This window comes from Bradyrhizobium monzae, from assembly GCF_021458635.1.
In the GTDB taxonomy this organism is placed as follows: Bacteria; Pseudomonadota; Alphaproteobacteria; order Rhizobiales; family Xanthobacteraceae; genus Bradyrhizobium.
Genome location: NZ_JAIRDQ010000003.1, coordinates 160199 through 181317, shown reverse-complemented (window position 1 = coordinate 181317; position 21119 = coordinate 160199). Strand labels below are relative to the sequence as shown.

19 protein-coding genes and 1 pseudogene are annotated in these 21119 nt (G+C 63.5%); 14 read left to right on the top strand and 6 right to left on the bottom strand.

Features of this window, described 5'->3' with window-relative positions:
- The first annotated feature begins 319 nt into the window (after positions 1-319).
- Positions 320-1351 (top strand): SphA family protein, encoded by a 1032-nt coding sequence (locus K3F49_RS14350; protein WP_234681987.1) that lies wholly within the window; start codon positions 320-322, stop codon positions 1349-1351.
- A 326-nt stretch (positions 1352-1677) separates the two neighbouring features.
- On the opposite strand, the gene K3F49_RS14345 is transcribed toward K3F49_RS14350, so the two are convergent.
- The 4 genes from K3F49_RS14345 to K3F49_RS14330 all read right to left on the bottom strand — a co-directional run bounded on the left by K3F49_RS14345 (position 1678) and on the right by K3F49_RS14330 (position 5919).
- Positions 1678-2595, bottom strand: coding sequence for an MBL fold metallo-hydrolase (locus K3F49_RS14345; protein ID WP_234681594.1), 918 nt, complete (start codon positions 2593-2595; stop codon positions 1678-1680).
- A 37-nt stretch (positions 2596-2632) separates the two neighbouring features.
- Positions 2633-3838 carry an NAD(P)/FAD-dependent oxidoreductase gene (locus tag K3F49_RS14340; RefSeq protein ID WP_234681593.1) on the bottom strand — a complete coding sequence of 402 codons (1206 nt, stop codon included), beginning with the start codon at positions 3836-3838 and terminating at the stop codon, positions 2633-2635.
- Positions 3839-3881: 43 nt separating this feature from the next.
- Positions 3882-4871 (bottom strand): alpha/beta fold hydrolase, encoded by a 990-nt coding sequence (locus K3F49_RS14335; protein WP_234681592.1) that lies wholly within the window; start codon positions 4869-4871, stop codon positions 3882-3884.
- A gap of 97 nt (positions 4872-4968) precedes the next feature.
- The gene (locus K3F49_RS14330; protein ID WP_234681591.1) at positions 4969-5919 is read right to left on the bottom strand and encodes a helix-turn-helix domain-containing protein; all 951 of its coding nucleotides are present in this window, start codon (positions 5917-5919) and stop codon (positions 4969-4971) included.
- A 502-nt stretch (positions 5920-6421) separates the two neighbouring features.
- Between K3F49_RS14330 and K3F49_RS14325 the strand changes: the two genes are divergently transcribed.
- Both K3F49_RS14325 and K3F49_RS14320 read left to right on the top strand, forming a co-directional pair.
- Positions 6422-7351 carry a helix-turn-helix domain-containing protein gene (locus K3F49_RS14325; RefSeq protein WP_234681590.1) on the top strand — a complete coding sequence of 310 codons (930 nt, stop codon included), beginning with the start codon at positions 6422-6424 and terminating at the stop codon, positions 7349-7351.
- 16 nt (positions 7352-7367) lie between these two features.
- On the top strand, positions 7368-7544 hold the full coding sequence (locus K3F49_RS14320) for a hypothetical protein (protein WP_234681589.1): 177 nt from the start codon (positions 7368-7370) through the stop codon (positions 7542-7544).
- Here the strand turns inward: K3F49_RS14320 and arr are convergent.
- The gene (arr, locus tag K3F49_RS14315; RefSeq protein WP_234681588.1) at positions 7534-7950 is read right to left on the bottom strand and encodes an NAD(+)--rifampin ADP-ribosyltransferase; all 417 of its coding nucleotides are present in this window, start codon (positions 7948-7950) and stop codon (positions 7534-7536) included. The two genes, K3F49_RS14320 and arr, sit on opposite strands and share 11 nt — an antisense overlap.
- A gap of 275 nt (positions 7951-8225) precedes the next feature.
- Here arr and K3F49_RS14310 point away from each other — a divergent pair, with 275 nt between their 5' ends.
- The 6 genes from K3F49_RS14310 to K3F49_RS14285 are packed head-to-tail and all read left to right on the top strand — an operon-like array spanning position 8226 to position 14663.
- Positions 8226-9098: a branched-chain amino acid ABC transporter permease gene (locus K3F49_RS14310; protein WP_234681587.1), complete on the top strand. Its 873-nt coding sequence runs from the start codon at positions 8226-8228 to the stop codon at positions 9096-9098.
- Positions 9099-9101: 3 nt separating this feature from the next.
- Positions 9102-10244 carry a branched-chain amino acid ABC transporter permease gene (locus tag K3F49_RS14305; protein WP_234681586.1) on the top strand — a complete coding sequence of 381 codons (1143 nt, stop codon included), beginning with the start codon at positions 9102-9104 and terminating at the stop codon, positions 10242-10244.
- Positions 10241-10999 carry an ABC transporter ATP-binding protein gene (locus tag K3F49_RS14300; RefSeq protein WP_234681585.1) on the top strand — a complete coding sequence of 253 codons (759 nt, stop codon included), beginning with the start codon at positions 10241-10243 and terminating at the stop codon, positions 10997-10999. Before K3F49_RS14305 ends, K3F49_RS14300 begins: the two co-directional genes overlap by 4 nt.
- Positions 11000-11001: 2 nt before the next feature.
- A complete protein-coding gene (locus K3F49_RS14295) occupies positions 11002-11751 on the top strand; it encodes an ABC transporter ATP-binding protein (RefSeq protein WP_234681584.1) in 750 nt (249 codons plus the stop codon).
- Entirely contained in the window at positions 11738-13435 is a 1698-nt protein-coding gene (locus tag K3F49_RS14290) for an AMP-binding protein (protein WP_234681583.1), read from the top strand. Before K3F49_RS14295 ends, K3F49_RS14290 begins: the two co-directional genes overlap by 14 nt.
- Positions 13436-13457: 22 nt before the next feature.
- A complete protein-coding gene (locus K3F49_RS14285; protein ID WP_234681582.1) occupies positions 13458-14663 on the top strand; it encodes an ABC transporter substrate-binding protein in 1206 nt (401 codons plus the stop codon).
- Positions 14664-14821: 158 nt separating this feature from the next.
- Here the strand turns inward: K3F49_RS14285 and K3F49_RS14280 are convergent, their stop codons facing one another.
- On the bottom strand, positions 14822-15565 hold the full coding sequence (locus K3F49_RS14280; RefSeq protein WP_234681986.1) for an SDR family NAD(P)-dependent oxidoreductase: 744 nt from the start codon (positions 15563-15565) through the stop codon (positions 14822-14824).
- A 155-nt stretch (positions 15566-15720) separates the two neighbouring features.
- Between K3F49_RS14280 and K3F49_RS14275 the strand changes: the two genes are divergently transcribed.
- From K3F49_RS14275 to K3F49_RS14260, 5 genes and pseudogenes are all read left to right on the top strand, one after another.
- Positions 15721-16491: a methyltransferase domain-containing protein gene (locus K3F49_RS14275; protein ID WP_234681581.1), complete on the top strand. Its 771-nt coding sequence runs from the start codon at positions 15721-15723 to the stop codon at positions 16489-16491.
- A 215-nt stretch (positions 16492-16706) separates the two neighbouring features.
- Positions 16707-17708: a DctP family TRAP transporter solute-binding subunit gene (locus K3F49_RS14270; RefSeq protein WP_234681580.1), complete on the top strand. Its 1002-nt coding sequence runs from the start codon at positions 16707-16709 to the stop codon at positions 17706-17708.
- A 235-nt stretch (positions 17709-17943) separates the two neighbouring features.
- Positions 17944-18309, top strand: a pseudogene (locus K3F49_RS39415) (TRAP transporter small permease); the annotation flags it as partial.
- Between the two features lie 243 nt (positions 18310-18552).
- On the top strand, positions 18553-19836 hold the full coding sequence (locus K3F49_RS39410) for a TRAP transporter large permease (protein WP_346657325.1): 1284 nt from the start codon (positions 18553-18555) through the stop codon (positions 19834-19836).
- A 122-nt stretch (positions 19837-19958) separates the two neighbouring features.
- Complete coding sequence (locus K3F49_RS14260; RefSeq protein ID WP_234681579.1) at positions 19959-21116, top strand: GGDEF domain-containing protein; 1158 nt, start codon at positions 19959-19961, stop codon at positions 21114-21116.
- Positions 21117-21119 lie beyond the last annotated feature (3 nt).

Genomic DNA, 21119 nt, shown 5'->3' with positions numbered 1-21119 from the left:
CGAACGCGATCGTCGGTCGAACAACGCGAAATGAGTGAACCCATACGGGGCACCTCGAGGCGGGAGTGGTTCCGCTGGCGAGTCAATGCATAGCGCCCGACGCACGGCGTCTAGCCCGAGCCGCAGAACAGTTGCGAAAGGGGCGGTCCAACGTCTCGACGCAAGAGCAGCGTGACTCCGGAGCAACACGACGGCGCGATCTCACAACTTGTCACTTTAAGGCGAGACAGTCACAATCTCGCTGGCATACTATCCTCAGCGAACACTGGGGGAGTCCATGATGCGCTGCAAACCCGAACGCAAGTCTGGTCGTCGGCTGATGTACCCAGCCATCGGCGCAGTCATGGCGATGTCCGCAGCCTTATCCGATGGCGCATACGCCGACGAGAGCGGCGTTTCGTATTGGCTCCCCGGACGCTTCAGCAGTCTTGCGGCAACGCCGCAGGTGCCGGGATGGTCGATGGCCGAGGTTTACTATCACACCTCCGTATCGGCGTTCGGCTCCGCTGCCGCGTCAAGAGAAATTCAGATCGGCCGATTTCCGGCAGTCGTGAATGTCAACCTGGATCTGCATCTGAATGCGCAGGCCGACCTGGTGCTGCTCAACCCCACCTATACCTTCGCAACGCCGGTGCTGGGCGGACAATTGGCCGTTGGCGTCATTGGACTGTTCGGGCGGTCGGCCGCCGACCTGAACGGGACGCTGACGACGGGGTTCGGACCGTTGGCAACAACCCGGATGGGAAGCATTGGCGACTCCGTCACCTCCGTAGGCGACCTCTACCCGCAGGTGACGCTGAAGTGGAATCAAGGGGTCCATAACTTCATGACCTATGCGACGGGAGATATTCCCGTCGGGGCCTACGATCCAAACCGCCTGGCCAATCTCGGCATCGGTCACGGCGCGATTGATGGCGGCGGCGGCTACACCTATTTCAACCCGCAGGCGGGACACGAGTTTTCGGCGGTCGCGGGCTTCACCTACAATTTCAAGAATCCAGATACGCAGTACCAGAGCGGCGTCGACTTCCATGTCGACTGGGGTGCCTCCAAGTTTCTCTCGAAGCAGTTCTTTGTCGGACTCGTCGGATATGCGTATCAGCAGATCACCGACGATTCCGGGCAGAACCCCATTCTCGGGGGTTTCCGGTCGCGCGTCGTTGGCGTCGGTCCACAGATCGGATATCTGTTTCCGGTTGGCGACATGCAGGGCTATCTGAATCTGAAAGGATATGGCGAATTCGCTGCGGAAAACCGGCCAGCGGGCTGGAATACCTGGCTGACGTTCTCGATCTCGCCGATGGCGCCGACCAGCACCGTGACGCCAACGCGACGGATCGTGACCAAATAATCGAAATGGCCTCGACGGTCTTCAGTGCATTGCTCTGACCTCACCGCTCCATGAGGGGTCATCAAGATCAAGGACTCGATCGCCTGTGCGCGGCGTACTGCGAAGAACAGTTCGCCGGTGGTCGATTTGCCACGCCGCATTCGACGCGCAGCCATTGATGGTATCGCTGGTCGATTTTGCGCGGGACGTTAGAATTGCGCTAAGTGAATTCGATCATCTGACATAGCTGCGTTGGGTTGCGACCGAGAAGTTTTGCGGAGGACTGTCAGAGCGCGAACTCACGTGTTCCGTGAGCCCGCGCCCCGATTGCTTTCGCTCAAATGCGATCAGTAGTCCCAGAACACAGGCACCCAACGGAAGGCGTCGCCGGCGACCGCGACATGTCCGACGGACGGGAACGGCATGTGCGTGGCCACCAGCAGCTCGCCGGTCCCCGCCAGCTCGCGCAGGAGGCGGATACGAACGCGCGCCGCTTCTTCCGGATCGTGCTCGAAGCCGTTGTGCCACTCGGGCTGGTCGAACCCGACGGCGAACACGGCGTCACCGGCGAATGTCAGGGCGTCGCCGCCGGACGCCACGCGAACCACGCTGTGTCCGGGGGTGTGACCGCCGGTGCGACGGACGACGACACCAGGTGCAACCTCGTGCTGCTCGTCGAACTGCCGGATCTGACTGCCGTACTCCTTCACGAACTGCTTGGCGGCCGCGCGAAGCGCATCCGGGAATCCGGGCGGCATGGCGACACGCGAGAAATCGGGCGCCTCCCAGAATTTGACCTCGGCCGCCGCCACGTGGATGCGCAGGTCCTTGCGCAGCCGTTGCTTCACACCGTCGACGAGCAGGCCACCGACATGGTCCATGTGCATGTGGGTCAGCACCAAATCGGTCACCGACGCCAGATCGATCCCCGCGGCCTCCAGTCGCTTGATCAACTGACCGGCTCTCGGCAGGTGCAGGTCCGGGTCGGACCCCAATCCGGCGTCGATGAGGATTTTCTTGTCGCCGCTGCGGACCATCACCGCATTCAGTGCCCAGTCGAAGGCGTCCTGCGGCAGGAACATGTTGTTCAGCCAGGCTGCCCGGACGGCGGGGTCGGCGTTGTGCGCCAGCATCGTGGTCGGCAGCGGCAGCACGCCGTCGCTGACCACCAGCACGTCGATCTCGCCGATACGCACCGCGTAGCGCGACGGGACCAGCTCTTCGGGTTTCGAAGTCGCGGGGGAGGGCGTGTTGTGCAGATTCATTTTAGTCTCCTGTTGACGTCTACGAGTGGTGAGGTGTTTAGAGAGAGGTGACGCGCTCCGGATCGGCCGAGGCGAGCGCCGCGGCGCGCTCGGCCCTGGGCGGATAGATCCAGACCGTGTTGATGTCCCGCTTGGTCTTCTTGGCGACGTCGCCGACCATCTCGACCGTGCGTTCCCAGCCGCGGGTGAACAGCGCGCCGGCTTCGCCGAGGTCGAGGCATGTAACGTAGGCTTTCTGGTGATAAGGCCTGGTCGAAACGCCCAGCAGCTCGGCGGCGGCGTTGTTGCCGGCGAAGGCGCCCATGCGGGTCGCATGCTGACACGACATCAGCGCGTAATTGCCGACATCGTCACACGCGGCCCGCGCGGCGTCGCCGGTGGCAAAGACGCCATTTACCGATGGCACGCGAAGCTCACGGTCGACCAGCAGCCGGCCGAATTGATCGCGCTCGGCGGGAATCTGCGTCGTCAACGGGGCAGCGCGCATGCCGGCGGCCCAGATCGCGGTTTCGCATTCGATGTGCTCGCCGCTGGAGAGCGTGACGCCGGATTTGTCGAGCGAGGCGACGCCGACACCGAGCCGGGTCTCGACGCCGAGCTTGCGCAGCGCGTCCTCGATGATGGGGCGGGGGCCTGCACCCATATCGGGGGCGATCGCCTGGTTGCGGTCGACAATGACCACGCGCAAGGGCGCGTCCTTGCCGAGAATCTCGCGCAGACGCGATGGCACCTCGGTTGCGGCCTCGATCCCGGTGAAGCCGCCGCCGGCGACGACAACGGTGTTGCGCGCTTTCGAGGCCGGGCGGCTCGACAGGCCGTGCAGGTGACGATCGAGCGCGATGGCGTCATCGAACTGGTCGACGCTGAAGCCGTGCTCGGCCAGGCCCGGAACGTTCGGGCGGAACAGGCGGCTGCCGGTGGCGACCACCAGACGGTCATAGGACAGCTTCTTCCGGGAGCCTTGTCCGGCAGCGATCTCGACGATCTTCGACCTGGTATCGATCGCCTCGGCACTGCCCTTGATGTAGACGACGTCGATCGACTTCAGCACGTCCTGCAGAGGTGCCGTCAGAGTCTCGGGTTTCGGTTCGTACAGCCGCGGGCGGACCACCAGCGTCGGTTCGGGCGCCACGAGCGCGATCTCGAGCTTTTCCGGCGACACACCCTGGATGTCGCGCAGGCGGGCGGCTGAAAGGGCGGCGTACATGCCGGCGAAGCCGGCGCCGATGATGACGATGCGCATGTCGATTGTTCCTTGATTGGGATGATTGCGGTGAAAGTGCAGGTTATGCCGTCACGAATTTGAGCAAGTCGGCGTTGACGATGTCGGGATGTGTCGTGCAGAGGCCGTGCGGCAGCAGGTCGTAGATCTTCAGGGTGCTGTGCTTCAGCAGGCGGGCCGACAGCAGTGCCGAGTCGGCAACGGGGACGATCTGGTCGTCGCTGCCGTGCAGGACCAGTGTCGGCACGGTGATGGCTTTCAGATCCTGGGTGAAGTCGGTCTCGGAGAAGGCCTTGATGCCCTCGTAATGGGCCTTGGCGCTGCCCATCATGCCCTGCCGCCACCAATTCCAGATCGCCGCCTGCGACGGCTCCGCGCCCGGACGGTTGTAACCGTAGAAGGGTCCGCTCGCGAATTCGAAGTAGAACTGCGACCTGTTGGCGGCAAGCTGTCGGCGCAAGCCATCGAAGACTTCAAGCGACAATCCGCCGGGATTGGACTCGGTCTTCAGCATCAGGGGCGCCACGGCGCCGATCAGCACCAGCTTGGCAGCGCGATCGCGACCATGACGCGCGACGTAGCGCGTTGCCTCGCCGCCACCTGTCGAGTGGCCGATGTGAACGGCGTTGCGAAGATCGAGATGCTCGACGAGGGCTGCGACGTCGGCCGCGTAATGATCCATGTCGTGCCCGTCGCTGATCTGGGTCGAGCGGCCATGGCCGCGGCGATCATGCGCGATGACGCGAAAGCCCTTGGCCAGGAAGAACAGCATCTGGGCATCCCAGTCGTCGGCGCTGAGCGGCCAGCCGTGATGGAAGACGATCGGCTGCGCGGACCTCGGTCCCCAGTCTTTGTAGAAGATCTTCACGCCGTCGCTGGTGGTGACGGACGTCGTCGCGTCGTTCTTCCCGATCGAGAGAGCCGCGGTTTTGATGTCGCTGCCCGCTGCCGAGGTGGAGCGGACGGTCATCGAAGCCGCGTACATGAGCGTCGTTGCGAGAATCTTTCGTCGTGAGGTGGTTGCGAGCCGGCTGACAGAACTGATCAAGGCCATTTGCAATTTCCATTTCAGTGGTAGGGCACCATGATTTCTATCGAACGGCCTCCGCTGATGCCCCAGCGCGATTGACGCGATTGAAGCGCGATTGCTGCTAACGCGCGCGTCGCCGCCAATCGCGCGGCGATTCCCCGGTCAACTTTCGAAACGCGGCGGCAAAGGCGGTCTGTGACGAGTAGCCGAGCGTCGCCGCGACCGTCACGATGGACACGTCGGTGTCGCGCAGCATGTTCATGGCCTGCTCGAGCCGGTGCTGGCGCAGCCAGGCATGCGGCGAGAGCCCGGTGCTGTCCTTGAATGCGCGGCAGAAGTGAAAGCGCGACAGACCGGCCTCGGCGGCGAGCGCTGCGAGCGAGACGTCGGCATCGCTGTCCGAGCGCAGGCGCTCGATCGCGCGAAGCAGCGTCTTTGGCGCCAGGCCACCCCTTGCCGGTGCGATCACGTTCGGCGAGCCGCTGTGCGCAGCGAGAAGGCGCGTCGCCAGCAGATCCATGAGTTGCTGCCTGAACAGTGTGTCCAGCGCCTCGTTACCTTCCAGGACATCCGCCGCACTCAGGAGCAATTGCGACGTCACGGGATCGGGATGCGCGGTTCGCTCCAGAAGATCCGCCGGCGAGCCGGTTGCGGCCTCGTCCGCAACACGCTGCAGCGTGGTCTGTGGAAGATAGAGCTGAACGACGTCGACGGGCTTCGGAATGTCCCACCGCGAGCTCGATCCTTCCGGAATGATGATCACGGCGCCCGGGCGAAACGTCCCGATCGCGACCGATCGTCCGGACCGCCGCTCCATGCGCTGGACCGAGCCGTTGTAGGCCATGATGACGTGATGGCTCATGGGCGCGACGACGTCGTGCAACGGGTCGTGCTTCCAGTGCGCGATCCCGGCGCCCGACGAGTCCAGCGCCATGCGAAAAGGCACCGTCCCGAGCACGCGGGCCATCTCCACATCGGCGGCGGGCCGGTCGCCGGCCGGTGCTGCGTCGCGCCGCGCTTGAGGCGCGGCGGGGATTTCGTTCGGGGACTCGCGCAAGACGATCTTGGTCATGGACTTTTGCTCGTGTGGGGGCGCGTCGCTGGGTGCGCGACGTCGTGATCATGGCGTCAGCCACCGCATGGCGTGGCCGCACGGGCCGGTCTGGTGATCCTCGCGCAACAGCTGGGCCGAAGGTCGAAGGCGATCCGCTGCAGTTCCGGCACCGTTGATTTGCGCCTTCTAGGTGCCGCGAAAATCCGCGTCTTTCCTGATGCTGCCCTGCGTTGCCTGATCCTGCTCTGCGGATGTCCCACGCCTGTAGCTGGCGTGCGTTTGTGAAAAGTCGTGATGTCCTGCTTCGGTTCGACGACACCGGTGCGCCGCCGAGGCATGAGCCGCATCGATTTGAAACAATTGATGAATTTTGATTTTTGCGGGTCCGGGGCGAAGGGGCAGGCACCCCCGGGTGCGACGTCGTCGGTCGTGGACAGCAATGGGTGGATAGCCGATATACCGGTCTCGAAATGGCGGGTTGCTGTGGCCTGCTCTCGAACCGTCACAGAAGAGACATACGATGATCAGGACAGGCGCTTACGGTGAACGGCTCGGAGAATTCCTCCGCCTCGAGCAAGCGCCGCCAACGCTGATGACCCGTTCGCTGCGCAGCACCGAGATCGCGGTCACCGAAACGCGCAACGACAATCCCGTGCCGGGTCTTTCCGGTTCGCTTGCTGCGGAAGATGCCTATCTCGTCAGTCTGAAGCTGCGCGATTATCCGGAGTGCGAGCTCTGGGAGCAGGGCCGTCACATCAAGAAGGCGGATGTTCACGCCGGGACGACCTATATCTACGATCTCAAGGCCGACCCGCGCTACGTGATCGACAAGCCGCTTCACTCGCTGCATTTCTACGTGCCGCGTTCGGCCCTCGACGGTCTCACCGATCAATCGGGGGCGCGACGCATCGATACGCTGGATTGCCGGCTTGTCGGGCACGATGATGCCATCGTCCGCCATATCGGCGCTTCCCTGCGCGAGGGGCTGCGCCGTCCGGCCGAAGCGAACCAGCTCTTCATCGATCACATGATGCTGGCGCTCACCGCCCACGTCGCTCAGGCCTATGGAGGCTTTCGGCACAAGGCCGAGATCAGCCGCGGCGGGCTTGCGCCATGGCAGCTGGCGCGCGCCTGCGACAAGCTCGAAGCGGATCTCGGCGGCAAGCTGCCGTTGCAGGCCATCGCGGCCGAGCTCGGCCTCTCGGTCAGCCATTTCTCGCGTGCGTTCCGCGCGTCGACCGGCCTGCCCCCCTATCGCTGGCTTCTGCATCATCGCGTGCGAACCGCCAAGGTCTTGATGAGTGTGCGCGGCCTGTCGCTCTCCGAGGTTGCGATTTCGGTGGGCTTTGCCAACCAGAGCCACTTCACGCGGGTCTTCTCCGCGATCGCCGGCGTCAGCCCCGGTGCATGGCGGCGCGACGCGCTGGGAACAGCGGGCCACGAGGGGTGATCTGCATTCGCGGCCGATGACAACCCTCCCGATCTCGGGATGCGATGTCCGGCGCGAAGCCGCCGACTGGGGCTATGCGACGCGGTCTTTCCCGCTCGCCGAGCTCGACGACAAGACGCTGGATTTCGCCGAGCGCGCCGCCAAAGTCCCGATCGAGCAGCTCAACAAGCGCAGCTCCGACGCTAGTCGATGATGTTGTCCTGACCCTCCGCCTTCAGGCGGACGAGATTGTCCTTCATCTGCTGCAGCCGTTCAGGCGCGTGGCCTTGCCACTGCGTCACTTCGGCGATCACCCGCAGCGGATCGCGAGAGCGATAGGACAATGTTGGATTGCCGCGAAATTTCTTGTCGGTCACGTTCGGATCAGCCATGACCGGTCCGGTCGGCTCCACGACGTAAATGCGTCCCGGCGCGTTGCCCGCGGCGAGTTCCGCGCCCCAGATCGCCGCATCCAGCGTGGCCGCGAAATAGACCCAGGACAGCGGCTTGACGTCGGTGAAGTTGGAGCGATGGCCGACGACAATGAGGTCGCCGGGTTTCAGATCGGCGCGCGTACCATGGAAGAACGATTGCGCGAACGAAGTTGCGGCAGATGACATGAGGCGATCCCAAGATCGGTCGTGCGAGCCAATGGCCCGTCGCTGATATCGCAAAAGACCAAACGCAAGCAGAGCGTGCGTAGCATCGGCGCCGCTCAAGTCGCAAGCCTGCAACCGCATTCCGCAAGTCTTGTGGCAAGGCGCTACGCGATGCGATTGAGCGCGGCATCACGTCTCATTCGATGGTTACGGCGTCGAGTTAATTAGCTGCTTGACTAAGACCATCCACCGTTCTCATATCGAAAAAAATGGACGTAACGCGCCATGGGACGGAAATGCTCGATTTCACGCAGCAAGTCATTAGCGGCGTCGCGCTGGGGTGCGTCTATGGGCTGATCGCCCTTGGGTTCGTGCTGATCTACAAAGCGACCGAGGTGGTGAATTTCGCGCAAGGCGAGATCATGATGCTTGGCGCGTTCATGTCGGTCACCTTCATCACGACGCTCGGGCTGAACTACTGGCTCTCTTTCCTGCTGTGCGTGATCGCTATGGCGATCCTCGGCGCGATCATGGAGCGGCTGGTGCTTCGCCCCATCCTCGGCTACCCGCAATTCTCGATCGTGATGGCGACGATCGGCCTCGGGCTCGTGATCCGCGCGCTCGTCGGCATCATCTGGGGTACCGACGATTTGCGGATCGAGACGCCCTTCACCGACGGCGTGTTCACGGTCGGCAAGCTCGTGATCGCCTGGGACGCGCTATCGATCATCGTGGCGACGATATTGCTCTGTGCCGCACTTTACGCCTTCTTCCGCTACACGCGGGTCGGCATTGCGATGCAGGCGACGTCGCAGAACATGCTCGCGGCCTATTACATGGGCATTCCGGTCAAGCGCATGTTCTCGCTGATCTGGAGCCTGTCCGCGATGGTTGCGTGCGCCGCCGGAATTCTGCTGGCGCCGATCACGCTGATTCACGCCAATCTCGGCTTCCTCGGCATCAAGGCATTTCCGGCGGCCGTGCTCGGCGGCTTCGGCTCGATCCCCGGCGCTGTCGCCGGCGGCATCACCATCGGCATCGTCGAGTCGCTATCGGGCTTCTATCTGCCTGAGGGGTTCAAGGACGTCGCTGCCTATGTCGTCCTGCTCGCGGTGCTGCTGTGGAAGCCGCAGGGCCTGTTCGGCCTCAACGCCATCAAGAAGGTGTAAGGCATGGCGCATCATGTCCGCACCGATTACGGCGACAGCGATCCGCTGTTTCCGTCGAAGGCCGCGATGTTCTGGTACGCCGTGCTGCTCGCGGGCCTGATCGCTGCGCCTTACATGATCGAATCCTATTATCTCAGCCAGCTCGTCTTCATCATGATCTACGCCATCGTCGGCGTGGCGCTGAACATCCTGTCGGGCCAGGCCGGACAGGTCTCGATCGGCCACGCCGCCTTCCTCGCGATCGGCGCCTATTTCACGGCCGTCGCGCAGAAGCACGGTGTACCGCTGGTGCTGTATCTGCCGCTGGCAGGTGTCTTTACCGGTATCGCCGGCTATCTCGTCGGCCTGCCGGCGTTGCGCCTGCACGGGATCTATCTTGCGATTGCGACGCTCGCCTTTGCCTTCATCGTCGAGGAGATCATCGCGCGCTGGGAGAGCGTCACCAACGGCAACGAAGGATTGATGCTGCCGCCGCCGTCATTGTTCGGGCTGAAGCTCGGCACCGAGGGCTTCTATTATCTCTGCCTGCTCGTCACCGTGCTGGTGATCCTCGCCGCCATCAACATCATCCGCTCCTCCACCGGGCGCTCCTTCATGGCGATCCGGGACTCCGAGACCGCCGCGCGCAGCATGGGCATCGACACGGCCCGCTACAAGACGACGGCCTTCGCACTGTCCGCCGGCATCACCGGTATTGCCGGCGCGCTCTATGCGCACAAGATGTCGTTCATCTCGCCGGAGATGTTCAGCCTGTCGGTCTCGATCGATTTCGTCATGATCATCATCATCGGCGGGCTGGTGAGCCTGCGCGGCGCGGTGTTCGGCGCGATCTTCATGATCATGGCCGATCCGCTGCTGATCATCCTCAAGGACAAGGTGCCGTTGTGGAGCGATGCGCTGACGCACGCGCTCTATCTGCCCGACTCCGTGACCGCGGCGATCCAGGCCGGCGTGCTGCGTGTGGTCAACGCGCCCGGTCTGAAATCGCTGATCTTCGGTATCATCATCATCGTCTTCATCATCCATGAGCCGATGGGCCTCGACGGCCGCTGGCTGCGGGTGAAGGCCTATTTCAAGCAATTTCCGCTGGCGCGCCAACGAGCCGCGCGTCCTCCTCGCATGTTCCTGAAGTCCGAGCGACGATGACCTTCTTCGACGTCAAGAACCTGACGGTGAAGTTTGGCGGCCTCACGGCCGTCGACAATGTCTCGTTCGGGATCAACGAGGGCGAGGTCTTCACCATCATCGGGCCGAACGGCGCCGGCAAGACCACGCTGTTCAACCTCATCAGCCGGCTCTACACACCGAGCGCAGGCCAGATCATTTTTCGCGGCGAGGACGTCACGCGGCTCTCGGCGCAACAGATCGCCGGGCGCGGCATCGCCCGCACGTTCCAGAATATCGAGCTGTTCGAAAGCGCCTCCACCTTGCAGAACCTCCTGGTCGGCCGTCACCGGCATTCGACCACGCGCGCCTGGCAGGACATCCTGCGCACAAGGAAGGTCCGCGACGAGGAGGTCGCGCACCGGCGCGCCGCGGAGGAGGTGATGGACGTGTTGCGGCTGCAAAGATACCGCGACACCACGATCGGCGCGCTGCCCTATGGCGTTCGCAAGGTGATCGAGGTTGCCCGCGCGCTCTGCGTCGGGCCGACGCTGCTGCTGCTCGACGAGCCTTCGTCGGGCCTCAACGTCGAGGAAACCAACGCGATGGCGGAATGGATTCTGGAGATCAACCGACGTCTCCGAATCACCGTCCTGATGGTCGAGCACGACATGTCGCTGGTCAGCCGCGTCTCCAACCGCGTGCTGGCGCTGAACTACGGGAAGATGATGGCGCTCGGCACGGCGGCGGAAGTGCAGGGCCACCCCGACGTCATCGCGGCCTATCTCGGGGCATGACGATGAACACGCAGCCCATCCTCCGTCTCGCCAATGTCGAGAGCACTTACGGGCCGATCACGGCGATCCGCGGCATCAGCCTCGATCTGATGCAGGGGCAGATCGTCACCGTGCTCGGCGCCAACGGCGCCGGCAAGACCAGCATTTTGAAGACCATCTCCGGCGTGCTCGATCCCGTGAAGGGCACTGTCGAATTCGAGGGCCGAAAGATCCGGGCGATGGAGCCGGACAAGGTGGTCCGGCTCGGCATCAGCCACGTGCCCGAGGGGCGCGAGGTGTTTCCGTTCCTCTCCGTGCGCGACAATCTGCGGATGGGCGCCTACATCCGCAACGACAGCAAGAATGTCGCGAGCGACCTGGAAAAGGTGTTCGACTATTTTCCGGTGCTGCGCGAGCGGCAGAATCAGATCGCAGGCCAGCTCTCCGGCGGACAGCAGCAGATGCTGGCGATCAGCCGTGCCCTGATGAGCCGCCCGAAAGTGCTGCTGCTGGACGAGCCGTCGCTCGGGCTCTCGCCGCTGCTGGTGAAGGAGATTTTTGCGATCATCCGCCGCCTCAACGCGGAGGAGGGCGTCTCGATCCTGCTGGTCGAGCAGAACGCCAAGATGGCGCTGGAGACCGCGCATTACGGCTATGTGCTCGAAGTCGGCCGCGTCGTGATGCACGACACCTGCGCCAATCTGCTTCAGTCCGACCAGGTGCGCGAATTCTATCTGGGCATGCACGGTGAAGGTGGTCATGGCGGGCGCTGAAACCGAAGCCCTTTCGGCACGTCTCGCGGCTGCGCTTACAGCGCATGGTGGCGCGACGGTGATGCGATCGAAGCGTTACGGCCTCTGGCAGCCGCTCACCGGGACGGAGACTGCGACGCGTATCAAGGCAATCGCAAATGGCCTGCGCGCGGTCGGTTTGCACGACAAGGACGTCGCAGCCATCTGCGGCGACACCTGCGCCGATTGGGTGCTCGCCGATCTCGGCATCATGGCCGCGGGCGGCATCTCGGCCGGTCTGGACGCCGATGCCGACGGCAATGAGCTGGCGCGGCTTGTCAATCTCTTCGGCGTCACCATTCTGTTCGTCGCTGGAGATGCGCATCTGCACCGGGCGCTCGGCATCAGGGATCGTTGTCCGAAGCTGCGGCTGATCGTCGTCATGCACGAGCAGTGGGACGACGGCGCGCGGGTGGATCACGTGATGACGCTGGCGGAACTGCAGGCGCGCGGCGGGGGCGCCGATCCGCTTCCAGCACCAGCCGACGCCGCCATCGCCGCGATCATGATGACATCCGGTGTCACGGCGCCGGCGCGCGGCGCCTTGCTCACGCAGGCCGCGCTTGGCCGGCAGGCCACGCGCGCTGCAAGCGGGCTGCAATTGAGCCCGCGCGACGAGCGCCTGTCCCTGACGCCGCTGCATCATGTGATGGAGCGCGTGGTCGGCGTCTACGCCTCGCTGCTGGCAGGCTGCATCATCAACTTCCCGGAAAGCCGCGAGACCGCGCTCAGCGATCTCCGCGAATTGCAGCCGACGATCGTGCAGGCGCCGCCGCGCCTGTGGGCGAAGCTGAAGTCCGGCGTTGCGCTCGCCGCGGCCGAGGCGACGAACTTTCAGCGTCGGATGATCGCGATGGCCGTGAAGCCCGGCAGCAATGGGCCGCCCCCGATTCTCGATGCTCTGGTCGTCGCTCCCGTGCGCCGGCGTCTCGGCCTGTCGCGGGCGCGGCTTTGTCTCACGACCGGTGCACCGGCGCGTGCCGATGTCGGGGCCTGGTTCGCGGCGCTCCGGCGGCCGCTCACCGATGCCTATGGTCACGCCGAGTCCGGCGGGGCCGTGACGCTCGCCGCGCATCGCAGCGTGGCCAGGACGCTCGACGGCGTGATGCTGGAGACGCTTGGCTCAGGCGAAATCCGGCTGCGGTCCGATACGCTGTTCGTCGGCTATGCAGGCGAGGGCCCAAGCGCGATCCGTGATGGCTGGTGGCACAGCGGCGATGTCGCCCATGCCGGCCAAGCGCATCCTGCCGGCCGCGTCGCGGATCTGCTGGATCATGACAATGGCGCCGCGTGCCTTGCGAGCGAAGCCGATCTCTCGACATCGCCCTATGTCGCCGACGCCTTCCTGCATCGCGACGATCAGGGGAAGGTGATTGCCTTGGTGCTGATGGATCCTGATCCCGTGATCAAGTTCGCGCAGGACAACAGCATTCCGTTCACGCACTTCCTCAGCCTGTGCCGCTCGCAGGACATTCGGACGCTGATCGCCGGGGTGATCGCTGACACGAATACGCGCGCACCGGTGAAGATCGACGATTTCACCCTGATTGAGCGCGCGCTTGGTCCCGGCGACCCCGAGATCAGCGCCATGCTCGTGCTGCGCCGCCGGTTGCTGCGCCCGCAAACCCGTTCCGAAAGAGAAAGCGCCGTTTCACAAAGCGCATAACCAGAGCACAGGGAGGAATAGCATGACCTCACGTTTTCTTTTGTCAGCCGCGATCGTCGTACTCACGGGAGTGGCGGCGCAGCCCGCGCTCGCACAGTTCAAGACCCAGGGCGTCAGCGACACGGAGATCGTGATCGGTACGCATATGGATCTCTCCGGGCCGATCAAGTCATGGGGTGTGCCGGCCTCGTCGGGCATGAAACTCGCGGTCGAGCAGATCAATGCGGCAGGCGGCATCAACGGCCGCAAGATCAAGCTCATTCTGGAGGATGACAGCTACGATCCGAAGAAGGCCGTGCTGCAGACGCAGAAGCTCATCGAGCTCGACAAGGCGTTCTCGATCGTCTCCGCGATGGGTTCGGCGACGACGCTGGCGCCGATGCCGCTCGTTCAGGGCGCCGGGCTGACGCATCTGTTCCCGATCACGGCCGCGGAATTCACCTTCAAGATGGATCCGGCCAAGCCCGAGGATCGGCTGAAGTTCAACATGTTCAGCCCCTATTACGACACGATGCGCCTCGGCATCAAATACGTGATGGAGCACAACAAGCTGAGCAAGCCCTGCATCGTCTACCAGGACGACGAGATGGGGAAGAATTTTACCGATGCCTACTCCGATCAGCTCAAGGATATGAAGCTGCCGGAGGCCACGCGCGTGTCGTTCAAGCGCGGCGCGACCGACTTCAACTCGCAGGTCGCGCGCATGAAGGCGGACGGCTGCGATCTGGTCGCGCTCGGCTCGGTGGTGCGCGAATCCGTCGGTATTGTTACCGCCGCCAAGAAGCTGGGCTGGACGCCGACCTATGTGGTGTCGTCACCGAGCTACGTGCCGGACCTGCACGAGCTCGGCAAAGACGCCACTGAAGGTATCTTTGGTGTCGGCCAGACCGAGATCTTCTATCCGGACACGGCGACGGGCAAGGTGAAGGAATTCATCGAGGCCTATCACAAGATGTTCGGCGTCGATCCTAATCTGCAGTCGACTTCGGGCTATGACGGCGCCATGGCGTTCGCGTTCTACGCCGGTCTCGCCGGCAAGAACCTGACTACGGATTCGCTGATTGCGGCGATGGAATCCGGCAAGGTGTTCGAAGACATCTTCGGCGGCGCGCCGGTGTCCTTCTCCAAGGACAACCATCTCGGCGTGTCCGCCGCGACCATCGGCCAGATCAAGAACGGCCGCTGGACGACGATTGCGAAGAATCAGTCGTACAAGGCTGAGAAGTAAGGCGGTCGATGACGGCGGCGATGCCTGATGAGAGCATCAGGCATCGCCGGTCGGATCCTGCCGTAGGATGGGTAGAGCGCTTGCGAAACCCATCATTTTGCACGGCACGCTATTGATGGGCTTCGCTGCGCTCTTCCCATCCTGCGGGCTGTCTCTATTTAAAACTGATACCGTCTCAAGCCCCCATCCACCGGGATCACCGTTCCCGTGATGTAGCGCGCTACCGGTGACGCCAGAAACACCGCGAGGGCGGCCAGATCCTCCGGCTCACCCCAATAGCCGACCGGAATTTCTTCCTCGGCAAAGCGCTCGCGATAATCCGGCGCATAGTTGCGGCGGATCTGCTCGCTCATGATGCGGCCGGGCGGGATGCAGTTGATGGTGATGCCGTGCTCGCCGATCTCGCGCGACAGGCCCTTGGCCCAGGCGTGCACCGCGGCTTTCGCGGCGAAGGCGGCATTCAACCCTTCCGGCTCGGACTTGCCGGTGATGTTGACGATGCGACCCCATTTGCGTTCGATCATCTGCGGCAGCAGCGCATGCGCGATGCGGCGGTAGCTGGTGAAATTCAGCGCGATCGCCTCGTCCCATTTGCTGTCGGGCGCATCGACAGGCAGGGGGCGGCTGCCACCGGCATTGTTGATGAGGATGTCGACATGGCCGAGCGCCTTCACCGCGAAGGCTGAGATCTTCTCCGCGGCATCCGTGGCCATCACGTCCTGCTCGAACGGCGTGATCAGCCCGCCGCCGACCTCCTTCACCAACTCTGCCAGCAGGTCGGTGCGTCGCGCCACGCCGACGACGCGCACGCCTTCGGCCGCCAGGCCCTTGGCGATGGCACGGCCGATGCCGATGCTTGCTCCGGTCACGACAGCGGTTTTCGATTTCAGCCCGAGGTCCATGGTCACACGCTCTCTTGATTGCGTCTTTGGTTTTTGGTGTTCGTTTGCCGTTCGTTTCCAGCCCTGTCCCGGGTGCGGCGATTTGCCCGACCGGGACGAGCAGTGGTAACCAAGGGCGACCACGAAGGAAATACGAAAAAGAAAAGGCTTGAACGATGGTATGGGATCCGCAGCAATATCTGAAATTCTCCGGCCACCGGCTCCGGCCCGCGGTGGACCTGCTGATGCGGATTCCCGATGTCGGCCCGCGCTCGGTCGCCGACCTCGGCGCCGGCGCCGGTAATGTCACGAAGCTGATCAAGGAACGCTGGCCGTCCGCTGCGGTGACGGGCGTCGAGGGCTCGGCCGAGATGGTTGCTGCGGGACGCAAAGCCGCGCCCGACGTGCAATGGTCGCATGAGGACCTCGGCCATTGGCGCCCTGCCAGGCAATATGACGTCGTCTATTCCAATGCCGCACTGCACTGGTTGCCCAATCATGCGGCACTCTTCCCCTCGGTGATGGAGAAGGTCGCGCCCGGCGGCATGCTTGCCGTGCAGATGCCGCGCAACTTCCTGGCGCCATCCCATGTGCTGATCGGCGAGACCGCCCTGAACGGGCCCTGGCGGTCCAAGGTCGAGCATCTCGTGACGCCGCCGCCGGTCGAGGCGCCGGCCTTCTATCATGATGCGCTCGCGCCGCTGTCGCAAAACATCGACATCTGGGAGACCGAATATCTCCAGGTCCTCGAAGGCGAAAATCCCGTGAAGGAATGGACCAAGGGCACTTGGCTGACGCGCTATCTCGACGTGCTCGAGGGCGACGAGAAGGCCGCGTTCGAGGCAGCCTATGGCCAGCGCGTGGCGAAGGCTTATCCGAAGAACGAGGCGGGGCAGACGCTATTCCCGTTCCGGCGGCTGTTCATGGTTGCCCAGCGCAAGGGTTAATGCCCTTCGGCGATGCGACATAAGCGCTCGCTCCGAGGGGACGGAGCGGGCGCCGGGTTGCGCATGCGACCGCCATCAAGATAGCTTCCCTGCGGCATAGCTTCGCTGCGGCAAATTGGGCTTAGGTCTAGTTGTTCGGGATACCGATTGCTGCCACTACTGAAACCGTAAAATAAAAAAGAACCCGGTTTCCGAGGTTGTTGGGGAGGTCTTTCATGCGCAAACTGCTTCTCGCGGTCGCCGCGGCCGCGCTCGCGTTGGCTCCTGCTGTGGCCCAGGCCCAGAGCCCGATCGTTATCAAGTTCAGCCACGTCGTCGCCAACGACACTCCGAAGGGCAAGGGCGCGCTGAAGTTCAAGGAACTTGCCGAGAAGTACACCGACGGCAAGGTCAAGATCGAAGTCTATCCGAACTCCTCGCTCTACAAGGACAAGGAGGAGATCGAGGCGCTCCAGCTCGGCTCGGTGCAGATGCTCGCGCCCTCGACGGCAAAATTCGCGCCGCTCGGCGTTAAGGAATTCGAGGCGCTCGATTTGCCCTGGCTGTTCAAGGACGACGCAACCTATTCCAATGCGATGAAGGGCACGGTCGGCAAATGGCTGTTCCAGAAGCTGGAGGCCAAGGGCATCACCGGTCTCGCCTATTGGGACAACGGCTTCCACATGGTGTCGTCGAACCGCCCGCTGACGAAGCCGGAAGATTTCAAGGGCCTGAAATTCCGCATCTCCGGATCGAAGATCGCGGACCAGTATTTCCGCATCCTCGGCGCGATCCCGCAGATCATGGCGTTCTCGGAAGTCTACCAGGCGCTGCAGACCGGCGTGGTCGACGGCTGCGAGAACACGGCGTCCAACTATCTGACGCAGAAGTTCTACGAGGTGCAGAAGGACATCACCGTATCCTATCATGCGCATCTGCAATACGCCGTCATCGTCAACTCGAAATTCTGGTCCGGCCTGCCGCCTGACATTCGCGCCCAGCTCGAGAAGGCGATGGCGGATGCGACCGACTACACCAACCAGATCGCGCACCAGGAGAACGAGGACGCGCTGGCCGAGATCAAGAAGACGGGCAAGACCCAGCTGCATTATCTGACCGACGCCGATCGCAAGGCCTGGCAGGAGGCGATGCAGCCGACTTATAAATGGGCCAAGGGCCGGGTCGGGCAGGAAGTGCTCGATCTCGTCGCCAAGGAACTCGACGTCAAGATGAACTGACGCGCTTCCGGGAGAATAATACCAACGGTCGGGAGTGCGTGCACTCCCGACCGTTTCGTATCGATAGGGGGACTTTGATTTGCTTCGCGTGCTCAACCAGCTGCTCAATCATCTCGAAGAATGGTTGATCGCGACGCTCATTGCGGCTGCAACCGGGCTGATCTTCATTGCCGTCTTGCACCGTTACGGTGCGGGCGAATCGATCGTGTTCTCGCGCTGGGCGGCCGCGCATGGCATGACCTGGCTGGCGTCGCTGTCGATGGCGGTGTTCACCTTCCTGTCCGAGCTGGATCTGTCCTGGGCGCAGGAACTCTGCATCTACATGTTCATCTGGATGGCGAAGTTCGGCGCGGCCTATGGCGTGCGCACCGGCATCCATGTCGGCGTCGATCTCCTCGTCAACCGTCTGCCCGAACATTCGCGCAAGCATGTCATCCTGTTCTCGCTGCTGTGCGGCGCGCTGTTCACCGGCATGATCGCCGCGTTCGGCGCCTCCTTTGTCTCCGAGATGTTCAAGACCGGGCAGCAGTCCAACGACCTGGAAGCGCCGATGTGGTTCGTCTATCTGGCGATCCCGCTCGGTTCCGGGTTGATGTGCTTCCGCTTCCTCCAGGTCTCCTGGTTCTATTACTGGACCGGCGATCTGCCGCATCATGACGAGACCCATGTCGAGGGCGTCGAGGCCGACGTCTCGCCGGCGCTGCATCCGCAGCCCGCCGGTGCGGCAACGAAGGCTGCCTCGCGAAAAGTCTCGCCGCTCGGCGTGATCCTGATCATGGCGCCGATCCTGATCTTCGCGATGTGTCTCGCCGAGAAGTTCGGCGTGATCGTGCTGCCGCATTGGCTGCGCGCCTTCACCGTGTTCGCGCTGCTGATCGCGCTCATGTTGACTGGCATTCCGGTCTCGATCGCGCTCGGCCTCACCGTGATGACGTTCCTGTTCACGCTGACGACGGTGCCGATCGAAGCGGTCTCGATGAAGCTCTTCACGGGCATCGAGGGCTTCGAGATCATGGCGATCCCGTTCTTCATCCTCGCCGGCAATTTCCTCACCCATGGCGGCGTCGCACGGCGCATGATCAATTTCGCGACCTCGCTGATCGGGCACTGGCACGGCGGTCTCGGGCTCGCCGGTATCGTCGCCTGCGCGATGTTCGCGCTGGTGTGCGGCTCGAGCGTGGCCACGGTTGCCGCGATCGGCGCCATCGTGCTGCCGGAGATGGTCCGCCACGGCTATCCCATGCGCTTCGGCGCCGGCATCATCACGGTCGCGGGCTCGCTCGGCATCCTGATGCTGCCGTCGATCCCGAAGATCGTCTACGCGGTCTCGACCAACACCTCGATCGGCGCGCTGTTCGTCGCGGGCCTGTTGCCCGGCATTCTCTTGACGACGATGCTCTGCATCGTCACCTGGTGGCTGGCACGCAACCGCGACTATCCGCGGCTGCCGAAGGCGACCTGGGGCGAGACATTTCACGCCTTCCGCGAGAGCATCTGGGGCCTGATGCTCGTCGTCATCATCATCGGCGGCATCTATAGCGGCCTGTTCACCGCCACCGAAGCGGCGGCGATGGCTGCGGTGTACTCGTTCTTCATCTCGGTCTTCGTCTACAAGGCCATCGGCATGAGGGACGTGCCGAGGGTGCTGCTGCGCGCCGCCAACACCAGCGCGATGCTGCTCTACATCGTCACCAACGCGGTGCTGTTCTCGTTCGTGCTGGCCAACGAGAACCTGCCGACGGTCCTGGCCGACTGGATCGCGGCGCAAAACCTCGGCTGGGTCGGCTTCCTGCTGGTCGTCAACGTGCTGCTGCTGCTCGCCGGCAACTTCATGGAGCCGAACTCGATCATCCTGATCATGGCGCCGATCCTGGCGCCGGCCGCGAAGAAGCTCGGCATCGACCTCGTCCATTTCGGCATCGTCATGGACGTCAACATGGAGGTCGGCCTCTGCCATCCGCCTGTCGGCTTGAACCTCTACGTCGCATCGATGATAGCCCGAATGCGCATCACCGATCTCGCGGGCGCGGTGATGCCGTGGCTCCTGACCATGCTCGGCTTCCTCGTCATCGTGACCTACTGGCCCGATCTGACGCTGTGGCTGCCGCGTGTGCTGGGGATGCACTGAGCCTATGCGCGGCAGGGCCATGGCTAACGCGCGGTAAACCCGCGCGCTCAAATGCCATTGCTGCACTGGGAACCCATTTTTACGGGTCTACGCTAAGACCATGCCAGTGGATGGGTGCTGGCATGTTTTTCGACCGAATGGAATCCGGACGGGCGTCGATTTCGGATGCCGTCTATGTGGAAGTCATAACGGGCCTTCACGGCACGACGATGCCCACCATTCTTGCGGCCGCCTGCCAGGCGATGGTTGGCGCCATCACCACCTACGAGACCGGCGACATGGTGACGGCGGCGCTGACGGTCGCTGGCATCGTGGTGGCTATTGTCCGCTTGTTCGAGATTTTCGCATTCCGTCGCCGCCTCGCGCGCCCGCCGCAGCTCGGTCGGGCCGAGGGCGCGCGCTGGGAGCGGCGCTATGTGGCCGGCACCATCGTGACGGCCCTCATCCTCGGCCTGTTTGCCGCGCGCAGCATCGTGCTGGGTGATGCGATCTGCTGCGTGATGGCGATCGGCATCGGCTTCGGCTTTGGCGCCGGCGTGGTGGCGCGGCTGGCGCTGCGCCCCGTCGCGGCGCTGCTTGATCTGACCGCGATCGCCGCACCCGCAGCGATGGTGACCTTCATGCAGCCCGATCTGCGCCATGTCGGGCTCGGGCTCCTGATCCTGATGTATGTGGCCGCAAGTTTCGAGATGGTGCGGCTGAGCTTCAACGCCTCGATCAACCAGATCACGCTGAAGCGGCAGTTCGAGCAGCTGTCGCGCATCGATCCGATGACCGGGGTGGCCAATCGTTCGGTGCTGGCGACGGATTTGCCCGCCATGCTCGAGGCCGGGACGATTGCCGTCCATACGCTCGATCTCGACCGCTTCAAGGAAGCGAATGACCGCTTCGGTCATCCCGTCGGCGACGCGCTGTTGAAGCAGGTCGCCGGGCGGCTTAAGGCGATCGCCGCCACCGACGACCTCGTAGTGCGCATGGGCGGCGACGAATTCGTCCTGGTGCAGCGCGTAGCGCGTGATGCGGAAGCGATGGCCCGGCGCATCGTGCAGTCGATCAGTTCGCCCTACGACGTTGATGGACAGGCCATCGAGCTCGGCGTGAGCGTCGGCGTCGCCGTCGCGCCGAATGACGGCCGAACCGCGGAGGCGCTGTTGTCGCGCTCCGACAGGGCGCTCTACCGGGCCAAGGAAAGCCGCGGCGGTTATGTGCTGGCGCCGGAATTGCGGATGGCCGATGCGATCCCTGCTTGCCAGTCGGCCGCCGAAGGGCTGGCTGCGTAAGCG